Source organism: Agromyces sp. NPDC056965 (assembly GCF_042673425.1).
Taxonomy (GTDB): Bacteria; Actinomycetota; Actinomycetes; order Actinomycetales; family Microbacteriaceae; genus Agromyces.
Map to the genome: position 1 here is coordinate 29,544 of NZ_JBHURI010000040.1, position 10,826 is coordinate 40,369.

At 70.4% G+C, this 10,826-nt stretch carries 8 protein-coding genes; 2 read left to right on the forward strand and 6 right to left on the reverse strand.

Translation table 11 applies throughout. The annotated features are described in order from the left end of the window. Nucleotides 1-120: 120 nt before the first annotated feature. Together ACFTQE_RS11755 and ACFTQE_RS11760 are read right to left on the reverse strand one after the other, a co-directional pair. Entirely contained in the window at nucleotides 121-522 is a 402-nt protein-coding gene (locus tag ACFTQE_RS11755; RefSeq protein WP_376925241.1) for a hypothetical protein, read from the reverse strand. Nucleotides 523-1,150: 628 nt separating this feature from the next. After that, nucleotides 1,151-1,519: a hypothetical protein gene (locus tag ACFTQE_RS11760; protein WP_376925242.1), complete on the reverse strand. Its 369-nt coding sequence runs from the start codon at nucleotides 1,517-1,519 to the stop codon at nucleotides 1,151-1,153. Nucleotides 1,520-1,693: 174 nt separating this feature from the next. On the opposite strand from ACFTQE_RS11760, the gene ACFTQE_RS11765 reads away from it, so the two are divergent. Then, nucleotides 1,694-2,659: a DMT family transporter gene (locus tag ACFTQE_RS11765; protein WP_376925243.1), complete on the forward strand. Its 966-nt coding sequence runs from the start codon at nucleotides 1,694-1,696 to the stop codon at nucleotides 2,657-2,659. Next, entirely contained in the window at nucleotides 2,656-3,324 is a 669-nt protein-coding gene (locus tag ACFTQE_RS11770; RefSeq protein ID WP_376925244.1) for an HAD family hydrolase, read from the forward strand. The genes ACFTQE_RS11765 and ACFTQE_RS11770 overlap by 4 nt, the downstream gene beginning before the upstream one ends. 42 nt (nucleotides 3,325-3,366) lie before the next feature. On the opposite strand, the gene leuS is transcribed toward ACFTQE_RS11770, so the two are convergent. The 4 genes from leuS to cydD form a co-directional block, all read right to left on the reverse strand. Beyond that, complete coding sequence (gene leuS, locus ACFTQE_RS11775; protein WP_376925245.1) at nucleotides 3,367-5,940, reverse strand: leucine--tRNA ligase; 2,574 nt, start codon at nucleotides 5,938-5,940, stop codon at nucleotides 3,367-3,369. 73 nt (nucleotides 5,941-6,013) lie between these two features. Then, complete coding sequence (gene pabB, locus ACFTQE_RS11780) at nucleotides 6,014-7,480, reverse strand: aminodeoxychorismate synthase component I (RefSeq protein WP_376925246.1); 1,467 nt, start codon at nucleotides 7,478-7,480, stop codon at nucleotides 6,014-6,016. A 9-nt stretch (nucleotides 7,481-7,489) separates the two neighbouring features. Continuing rightward, complete coding sequence (gene cydC / locus ACFTQE_RS11785; RefSeq protein WP_376925247.1) at nucleotides 7,490-9,217, reverse strand: thiol reductant ABC exporter subunit CydC; 1,728 nt, start codon at nucleotides 9,215-9,217, stop codon at nucleotides 7,490-7,492. Beyond that, nucleotides 9,210-10,826 (reverse strand): thiol reductant ABC exporter subunit CydD (cydD, locus tag ACFTQE_RS11790; protein WP_376925248.1); only part of this gene is annotated, 1,617 nt, incomplete at its 5' end. The genes cydD and cydC, both read right to left, overlap by 8 nt.

The following is a 10,826-nucleotide window of genomic DNA, read 5'->3' on the forward strand; positions in this document are numbered from 1 at the left end:
ATCGGTGCGCTCAGTGCACCCGACGAGACATCCGCGCGCTGTCGAGGAGGAGTCGTGCCCACGCCTGGACTCCGATCCTGCACCGAGCTCAGGCTGCCGCCATGAACCTTCCTCCCGCGATCACGAAGGTGCAGCCGTCACCCAGGCGACGACCAGGACACCGACGACAAGTGCCAGGCCACCGCCGACGTAGACCACCGTCCGGACGACCGGCCACCCCGTCGCGGCAGCGATGGCCGCCGCGATGCCCGTGACGATGAGCCACATGAGCACGAAGGCGAACGAAGCTACCACGATGCCGAGGCGTTCCTCACCGGCATTCAGCGCGGCGTTGTCACCGGGCTGAATGCTCGCGGCGGTGTAGGTCTGGTATCCATCGATGCTCAGCGAAAGCAGCAGCGCGATGTAGAGCGCAGGCACCAGCGCCAGGATCACCAGCACCAAGATCGAGACCAGGCCACCGATCGATCGACGGCGTGGCGTGTCTGGCCTGTCAGCCTGTCGCGTGTCCAATCCAGTCACGGCGCGAGCCTACTCAGGCTGTTCTGTCCCGCCTACTCAGCCTCGACCGAGATGTTCTCGGTCAGGTCTGTGTAGACCTCGTCCGGAAGCGGTGTGCCTTCGGGGTGCACGTGGTACTTGTGCTCGCCCTCAACTCCCACCCAGTCGCCTGCGCTGCAGGCTGTCGATACGCTGCTGCTGTCGGGGCCGTCGACGAGAAGGCAGATGCCGCCCTCGGGCGCAGTGCCCTTGGCGAGAGAGAGAGCCGGTCGCCTTCATACGCAGTCGCGAAGCGAAGGCTGTCGATGTCGATGCCGTGGAGGTCTTGATCGACCAGCTCAGCCGGCGGCTCGTCGGCGGGCACTGGCTCACTGTCGAAGATCGGGTAGCCGTGAAACTCACCAATCGTGCATCCACTGAGCAACACCAGAAGTGCGATCGACGAGGCATGAAGCCTCGATGCGCGCCGGCGACGCGAATCCCGCGGCCCGCGGTCGCTACCCGACATGCGGATGATTCTAGGTCGCGCGAACGCAAGACACGAGGGCGGCCCCTGACCAGAGCAGCAACGCGGTCCGCTGCTCCTCGGCCGTGACGCCAGGGCGCTGGACCCCTCGACCGGCACATCCTCGTTTCGATCGACCGGAATTCAGCCCGCGATGATCGGCTGCTCGCCGGTCAGCACCGCGCGATCCCGCTTGGTCGGTCGCGAATAGGTCGCCCGGTGCACGGGCGGCACGTATCGTCGATCGCGCCGCGAGATGCGCTTCGAGGTTGCGCGCCTCGGCCGGAGCACGAGCCCCATGCCGATGAGGCTCACGCCCGCGATCGAAACCGCCGCCCCGATGGCTGCGACCAGGAGCGCCACTTCGCGCTGATGGTCGGTGGTGATGGATGCCGAGCCGAACGCCGAAGCGTACGCGAGCATCGCAGCTCCCACCACCATGCCGACGAGGCCGAGCATCGTCACCGCCCCTCCCACGCGCATGAGCTTCGTGCCTCCCTGCATCGTCGCCACCCCCACTTCTACGCTCCCCTCTACAGGGATGTCCGGGTATGCCACCTTCGTTGCATCTTGGTTCGGTCCCGAGCGGATCGAGGTCGAGTTCGAGGTCGTCAGCCTCGTGCTGAATCGATTCGTCACGTAGCCTGCAAGTCGTATGCCGCGTCAGGTTCGAAGAGGAGTTCGTTGGTGAATGCGCGTCTCGCACTGCAGTCGCTCGCGCTGGTCGCACTCCTGGCCTCGACCTGGGTGATCGTCGGCTTCGCGCTCGTGGGCGCAGGAGCAGGGGTGGTCTCCGCCGGTCGCACGGTGTTCGCAGCCTTCGGCTTGTTCCTCCTGCTACTCATGTCTCGGAGACAGCCACCGAAACGGGCAGACGACGAGGGGCCGGTCGAACAGCCCGCTCGGTACACCGCATGGCAGCTCGCGGCGCTCGCAGGATCCGGAGTCGCCGGCTACACGCTGCTGTCGACGATCGCGATCAATCTCGCCGGCCCGACTCTGCCGAGTCTGGTGCTGTCACTCTCACCCGCTGTGGTGCTGATCCTCGAAGCCGTGCTGGCTCGGGTGCCCCCGAGCATTCCGACCCTCGTCGCGACGAGCGCCGCCGTCGTCGGCGCCGCACTCTTCATACTTCCGCGACTCACTGGGACTGCCGGACCGAACGTGGTCGTGGGCGTCCTCGCCGCGATCGGCGCGATGTTCTCGATGGCCGCCTACAGCCTCTACTTCGCCCACGTCAATCGACGATACGCAGGCCCGATGACTCCACGGATCCTGCCGATCTTCGCACTCGGGAGCGTCCCGCTCGTGCTCTGGGCCGGCGTCGAGGTCGCGGCCGGCCAGACCGTGTCCCTGTCGAGCCTCGCGATGCTGGCGTTCGTCGGAATCGCGATCTACGTGCCTGCCTATCTGGTCCAGCACCGGATCCTGCTGAGCGCCGGCGCCGCATACACCTCACTGCTGGGTCTCGCAGTGCCGCCGCTGGTCGGTGCCGCTTCCGCGGCCCTCGGTCTCGCGGAGGCGCCCGGCTTCCTCCAAATCGTCGGGATCGCGCTCACCTTGGTTGGCATGGTCTTCGTCATCCGCCGCAAGTTCGCCGAACGCACGCCCGTCGCAGCGAAGCTTCGTCGCCGCGAGAGACTGTCGGGATGAGTCCCGGACTGCGACCGCGTCGCCGTCACGCCCCGCGCGCCGTGCTCCTGGACTTCCACGACACCCTCGTGATCGCCCGGTCGGTCGACGATTGGATCGCCGAGGCGCGATCGGCGGTGACGCACGACGCCGACCCGCCTGCATGGCTCGCCGAGCGGATCCGGAACGTGTGGGGAGACGCGAGACGGCAGTTCCCGGCGTTGGAATGGGACCTCGACCCCGCGGCACATCGGCACGCGTTCGTCGCGACGCTGACCCGTGACGACCGTGTGTCGACCGGTCTCGCGGAAGCGCTCTACGAGCGGATGCCCCGGCAATGGGAGCCGAACGCGGGCGCGGCGGACTTCATCGCTCGAGCCTCCGACAGCGGGATGCCGCTGGCCGTCGTGTCGAACATCGCACTGGACATCCGACCCGCCCTGGAACGATGGGGGCTCGCGACCGCGTTCGGAGCGGTGATCCTGTCGTACGAGGTCGGGTACGCGAAGCCCGATCCGAGGATCTTCCGACTCGCCGCCGACTCGCTCGGCGTCGATCCGACGCACTGCCTCATGATCGGCGACTCCGCGCACCATGACGGCGGTGCGGCCGCCCTCGGAATGCAGTGCGTGATCGCCAGGCCGGAGCAGATGCACCGGGCCTTCGAACTCGCCCTCCCGTCGTGACCCCGAGCAGAAGTCACGCCGTGGAGGGCGCAGGCCGAGCGATCAGCCCTTCGTCGCGATGTTCACGAGTCGCGGTGCGCGCACGATCACGTTGACGATCTCGCGCTCGCCGATGGAGCGGGCGACCGCCGCCGAGGCACGCGCCATCGCCTCGAGTTCGTCGCCCGAGATCTTCGGCGACACCTCGAGCCGGTCGCGCACCTTGCCGTCGACCTGCACGATGGCCGTGACCGACTCCTCGACGAGGAGCGCCGGGTCGGCCTTGCGCCACGGCACGAGGGCGACGGTCGGCTCATAGCCGAGACGCTGCCACATGTCTTCGGCGGTGAACGGTGCGAACAGGTCGAGGATCATCGCGGTGACCTCTGCCGCTTCGCGCACCGCGGCGTCACCGGCGCCGGCACCGGAGTCGATCGCCTTGCGGGTGGCGTTCACGAGCTCCATGAGGCGAGCGACGACGACGTTGAACTTGAACGCCTCGACGAGGCCCGGGGCATCGGCGAGCAGACGGTGCGTGACCCGGCGGAGCGCCGCGTCGCCCGTCTTCCATTCGACGTCGGGGCTCGAGGTGACCTCGCCCGAGATGCGCCAGGCGCGCGCCAGGAACTTCGACGCGCCGACCGGCGAGACGTCGGCCCAGTCGATGTCGTCTTCGGGCGGACCGGCGAACGCCAGTGTGACGCGCAGCGCGTCGGCGCCGTGCGCCTGCAGCTCGCTCGCGAACTCCACCAGGTTGCCCTTGGACTTCGACATCTTGGTGCCGTCCATGATGACCATGCCCTGGTTGAGCAGCGACGTGAACGGCTCGGTGAAGCTCAGGTAGCCGAGGTCGAAGAGCACCTTCGTGATGAAGCGCGAGTAGAGCAGGTGCAGGATCGCATGCTCGACACCGCCGACGTACTGGTCGACGGGCGCCCACTTCTCGGCCTCGGCCGGGTCGAAGGCGCGCTCGTCGCTGTTGGGGTTCAAGTAGCGCAGGTAGTACCACGACGAGTCGACGAAGGTGTCCATCGTGTCGGAGTCGCGGCGGGCCGCGCCTCCGCAGTTCGGGCACGCGACGTTGACCCAGTCTTCGGCTGCGCCGAGCGGGCTCGCGCCCTTGGGCTTCAGGTCGAGCCCCGCGGCATCCGGCAGTCGCACCGGCAGTTCGGCCTCGGGAACCGGCACTTCGCCGCAATCGGGGCAGTGGATGATCGGGATGGGCGTGCCCCAGTAGCGCTGGCGCGAGATGAGCCAGTCGCGCAGGCGATAGTTCTTCGACGAACGGCCGAGGCCGCGCTCGGCGAGGAGCTCGATGACGCGGCGGATCGCATTGGACTTCGAGAGTCCGTCGAGGGGGCCCGAGTTGATGAGGCGGCCCTCGCCCGCGAGCGCGACGCCGGTCGACGCCGGGTCCTCGAGCGGGAGGTCGTCGGGCAGGTACGGGTCGCCGTTCTCGTCGAGCGGGATGACGGGGATCACGCCCGTGACCGGAGCGTTCGTGTCGACGACGACCCGCACGGGCAGGTCGAAGGCGCGCGCGAAGTCGAGGTCGCGCTGGTCGTGCGCCGGCACGGCCATGATCGCGCCGTGGCCGTAGTCGGCGAGCACGTAGTCGGCGGCCCAGATCGGCAGGCGCTCGCCGTTGACCGGGTTGATCGCGTAGCGCTCGAGGAAGACGCCGGTCTTCGGCCGGTCGGTCGCGAGCCGGTCGATGTCGCTCTCGGCGCGCACCGAGTCGACGTAGTCCTGGAAGCGCATGCGCACCTCGGCGGAGGCGCCGCTCGCGAGCTCGGCCGCGAGGTCGGAGTCGGGGGCGACGACCATGAAGGTGGCGCCGAAGAGCGTATCGGGGCGCGTCGTGAAGACCGGGATGCGCTCATCGCGCCCCTCGATCTCGAACTCGACGTCGGCGCCCGAGGAGCGGCCGATCCAGTTGCGCTGCATCGACAGCACCTTCGTCGGCCAGGCGCCCTCGAGCTGGTTCAGGTCGTCGAGCAGACGGTCGGCGTAGTCGGTGACGCGGAAGTACCACTGCGTCAGGGCCTTCTTCGTGACGACCGCACCGCAGCGCTCGCAGTGGCCGTCGATGACCTGCTCGTTGGCGAGCACCGTCTGGTCGTTGGGGCACCAGTTGACCTGGCCGGCCTTGCGGTAGGCGATGCCCTGCTCGTAGAGCTTCAGGAACAGCCACTGGTTCCACTTGTAGTACTCGGGGTCGCTCGTGTGGAGCTCGCGCGACCAGTCGAACGACGGCGCGTACTGGCGGAACGAGCGCTTCTGCTGCTCGATGTTCGCGTAGGTCCACCCGCGGGGGTCGATGCCGCGCTTGATGGCGGCATTCTCGGCCGGCAGGCCGAAGGAGTCCCAGCCGACCGGGTGCAGCACGTCGAAGCCTTGATGGCGCCAGTAGCGCGCGACCGTGTCGCCGTACCCGAACGCCTCGGCGTGACCCATGTGCAGGTCGCCCGACGGGTAGGGGAACATGTCGAGGATGTACTTGCGCGGCCGGGTGTCGCCGGGGAGCCCGGCGCGGAACGGCTCGGACTCGTCCCACACGGGAAGCCACTTCGCCTGAATGGCGGCGAAGTCGTACGCGCCGGCGTCGGCGTGCGCTGGGTCCTGGTCGTGTGCCACGTGACTCTCAATCGTGTATCGCTCGGGGAGGGCTTCCGGGCGCGCCGGATCACGGCGCACTCGGATATCAAGCCTACTCACTCCGAGGCGGGCAGTCGGCGCCGAGCACCGCGAGCAGCGCCCGCGCCTTGATGCGGGTCTCCTCGACCTCCTCTGCGGCGACCGAGAGCGCCGTGATTCCGCCGCCGGTGCCGATGCTCGCGCCGTTCGGCGTGAGCACGATCGAGCGGATCACCATCGCGAGATCGGCGCCGCCGTCGATGCCGAGGTAGCCGAACGCGCCGGAGTAGACGCCTCTCGGGCCCTCCTCGAGGTCGTGCAGGATCGTCATGGCGCTGCGTTTCGGCGCCCCCGTCATCGACCCGGCCGGGAACGCCGACTGCACGGCGTCGAGCGCGGTGAGCGGATGCCGCAGCCGCGCGATGACCGTCGAGACCAGCTGGTGCACGTGGGCGTACTCCTCGACCTCGAGGAGCCCCGGCACCTCGACCGTGCCGAGCTCGGCGATGCGGCCGAGGTCGTTGCGCATGAGGTCGACGATCATGAGGTTCTCGGCGCGTTCCTTCTCGCTCTCGATCAGCTCGCGCCGAAGCGCGGCGTCGACCTCGGGGTCGGCGCTTCGCGGCCGGGTGCCCTTCATCGGCTTCGTCGAGACGAGGCCGTCGGGGTCGACGAACAGGAACTGCTCGGGCGACGCACTGAGCAGCGCCGTGTCGCCGAAGCGCAGGTAGCCGCCGTGGTGGCTCGGACTCGAGGCACGCAAGGCGAGGTACGCGGCGGCCGGATCGGGATGCACGTCGAGGTCCACCCGATTGGTGAGGCACAACTGGTAGGCATCGCCGCGCACGATCGCGGCCTGGCACTCGGCGATGAGCTGCGAGTAGCGCGCCGCGTCGTGCCGCCACCGGGTCGGCGCGTCGGCAACGCCGGCACCGGTCGGCCTCGTCACCGGCGCGATCACGGGCACGGATGCCGCGTCGAGTCGTTCGATGCCGGCCGCGAGTTCTGCCGCCCACGACTCGCGTGACGCGCTCGCAGCCGAGTCGTCGTCGATCCAGGCGAGCCGCACCGAGCGTGCACCATGATCGAAGACGATCGCCCGGTCGACGAAGAGGAACGCGGCATCCGGTGTCTCGGCCTCGGCGATCGGGACATCCTGCAGGTGGGCGCCGAGCTCGTAGCCGAACCACCCGAACCAGCCGAGCGGCGCGGCCGATGCTGCTGGGCCGTCGACCTCCGCGGTCGGGCGATTCGCCGCGAGCACCTCGCCGAGCACGTCGAAGACCGACGCAGGGGAGGTGGCGGGGCTTCCGTCCGGCCCCTGTGCCAATGGCCGTTGGCGCGTGACCGTACCGCCACTCACGTCGGCCGTCACGAACTCGGAGCCCTCGTGGGCGACCGCGAGCACGCTCGACCCCGAAGCGGCGTCCGCTCCCCCGTCGAGCCAGGCGACGTACGTCGACTCGGCGAAGAACGCGCGGAAGACGACTTCGGGGTCGCGCCACACCGGCAGGGCGAACTGGCGGACGCGACGCGGCATCCTCTCAGCCTAGATCGCCGGGAGGCGGCCGTCCTCGATCGTCACGACGCGATCGACGAGCGCCGGATCGACCGGGGCGTGCGAGATCAGCACGACGCTGCTGCCGGAGCGGCCCGCGGCATCGGTCAGATCGCGCAGGAGCGCGTCGGCCCGGGCGGGGTCGACACTCGCCGTCGGCTCATCGAGCACGAGCACCGGGAAGCGCGCGAGCATCGCACGAGCGAGGGCGAGGCGCTGCGCCTGCCCGCCCGAGACGAGTGCGCCGCGCTCGCCGACCTTCGCGTCGAGCCCGCCGCGCTCCTCGACCCACTCGCGGAGCCCCACTCGATCGAGCACCTCGAGCAGCTCGTCGTCGCTCGCGGTGTCGCGGGCGAAGATCAAGTTCTGCCGCACGTCCTCATCGAAGAGCCACGGCCGCTGCTCGACGAGCCCGACGACGCCGCGGACGTCGGCGGGGTCGAGCGTCGAGGCTTCGACGCCGCCGAGACGGTACGAACCCGCGTAGTCGAGGAAGCGCACGAGCACGTGGGCGAGCGTCGTCTTGCCCGCTCCCGAACCGCCGCGCACGAGGAGTCGCTCGCCCGGCACGATCGAGAGGTCGACGCGGGCGAGGGCCGCTCCCCTGCCGTCATCGGTTCCGGCCCGGCCCGGCCCGCCACTGCCCTCGGGGTCGGCGAGCACCGGCCAGCTCGCCTGCACGCCGCGCAGCTCGATGAGCGGCGGCGCATCGCTCTCGCGCAGTGCAGCCGGCGATTCCGGCACGACGGGGATGCCCGCCGGCACGGTGTCGGGCACCGCGCCGGCGACCCGGGCGGCACTCGCACGAGCGAGGCGGAGCGCCGATGCCGCGAGCGGCACGGCGGTCGCGACCTCGGCGATCGCGAGCGGCACCAGGCAGAGCACGGCGAAGGTCGGGCCGTCGATGCGGCCGTCCTGCAGCAGGGGCACCGCTGCGGCGAGGCTCGCCGCCACGGCGAATCCGCCGATCGCGCTCATCGCCGCCGCCGCGACACCGGTCGCCGCAGCACGCGCCCGGGTCGCCCTCGCATACCTCGCGCCGAGCTCGTCGATGCGGCGTCGCCCGGCGCCGGCGGCGTCGAAGGCCACGAGCACGTCGAGCGCCTGCACGTGTTCGACGACCGCCGCCTGGAGTTCGCCGCGGAGCGGCGCCGTCGTGCGTTCGGCACGAGCGACCGCCCGCTGCTGCACGAGCAGCGCGGCACCGATCCCCACGACGAGGCAGATCAGCACGGCGACGGCCGACTGCGGTGCGATGAGCCAGATGCCCACGACGGCGGCGATGAGCACGATCGCCGCACTCACGAGCGGCTGCACGGCGCGCAGCGGCACGTTCTGCAGCTCGTCGACATCGCTCACGAAGCGATCGAGCAGATCGCCGCGTCGGGTGGCCGCGATGCCGTCGGGCGCGATCGGCAGCATGCGCTCGAACACGTTCACGCGGATCGTGGCGAGTTGCCGGAACGAGGCGTCGTGGCCGGTGAGCCGCTCGAGGTAGCGGAACACGGCGCGGCCGAGCGCGAACGCCCGCACCCCGACGATCGCCACCGAGAGGTAGAGCACGGGCGGCTGCTCGGCCGCACGGGCGATCAGCCACGCCGAGCACGCCAGCAGCACGATGCTCGACCCGGCGGAGCCGATGCCGAAGAGCACGGCGGGCAGCAGCCGGCGCGGGCTCGGGATGGAGCGGCGCAGCATGGCGCGCGCGAGTTCAGACATGCGCGGGCTCCAGTTCGATGACGCGATCGGCACGGGCGGCGAGTGCCGTGCGGTGGGTCGAGACGACGACGATGCGGCCTTCGGCGGCGAGTTCGACGAGCGCGTCGCCGAGCACGGCCTCGCGGTCGGCGTCCTGCGCCGAGCTCGGCTCGTCGAGCAGCAGCAGCGGGGCGTCCCGTGCGAGCAGGCGGTGGATCGCGCGTGCGGTGGCCACGCGCTGGGCCTGACCGCCGGAGAGGCCGGAGCCGCCGGGCCCGAGCGGCAACTCTGGGTCGAGCTCCACGCCCGCGAGCCGGAGGGCGCGCCGGCCGAGGGCGGGGTCGGCGCCCTCGTCGCCGAGCCGCACGTTCGAGGCGATCGTTCCGGCGAGGAGGGCCGGCGTCTGACCCGACCAGGCGAGCTTCGACCGACGGTCGACACCGCCGTCGGCGCCGAGCGCCGCACCATCGAGTCGCGCAACGCCCTCGATCGGCACGAAGCCGAGCAGCGCCGCGAACAGGCTCGACTTGCCCGAACCGCTCTCCCCTGTCACCGCGACGACCTCGCCGCGCGCCGCGTCGAGGTCGAGACCGTCGAGCACGACCCGGTCGCCCCTCATCACCCGGATGCCTCGGAGGTGCAGCCCGCCCGCAGCATCCGCGCCCTCGTTCGTAGCGTCGGCGACGGCGGCCGTGGTGCGCACCGCCGACCGCTCGGCGCGCTCGGCGGCATCGAGCAGGTCGAAGGCGTCGACCGATGCGGCGACTCCCTCGGACGAGGCGTGGAAGGCGGCACCGACGTTCCGCAGCGGGAGGAAGACCTCGGGAGCGAGCACGAGCACGAAGAGCCCGGCGATCAGCAGCATGTCGCCCGCGACGAGCCGGAGCCCGATCGAGACGGCGACGAGCGCCACCGACAGGCTCGCGGCGAACTCGAGGGTGAAGCCCGAGAGGAAGGTGATGCGCAGCACCTTCATGGTGTGCGAGCGGTACTCGTCGGTGACCGCCCTGATGCGCGTGGTCTGGCGCTCGGCCCTGCGGTAGAGCAGCAGCGTCGACAGTCCGCCGACGACCTCGAGGAATCCGCGCGACAGCGATGCGAGGCTCTCCCACTGACGTCGTTGCACGGCCTCGGTGGCCATGCCGATGAGCGCCATGAAGACGGGGATGAGCGGCAGCACGATCACGAGCACGAGGCCCGACAACGGGTCGGCGATCCACGCCATCGCGATGAGGATCGGCGTGACGACGATCGTCGACACGAGCTGCGGCAGGTACTGCCCGAAGTAGGCGTCGAGCGCGTCGAGCCCGGGGCCGAGCAGTGTCGCGATGCGGGCCGTCGGGAACTCGGGAAGCCCTTCGGGCTCGGCCTCGAGCGCCGTGAGCAGTTCGCTCCGGAGCTCGGCCTTCACCCGAGTGGCGCCGGCGGAGCCCACCACGTCCCAGACCCACGCGGCGATGGCGCGAACGGATGCCGCGGCGACGAGCAGCACGAGGAACGGCACGGCGTCCGGCATCGACACGCCGTCGATGAACCCGGTCACGAGCGACGCGAGCGCCCACGCGAACGCCACGATCGCGGCACTCTGCACGAGGGCGAGGGCGCCGCCCGCGGCGAGGAAGCCGCGGGC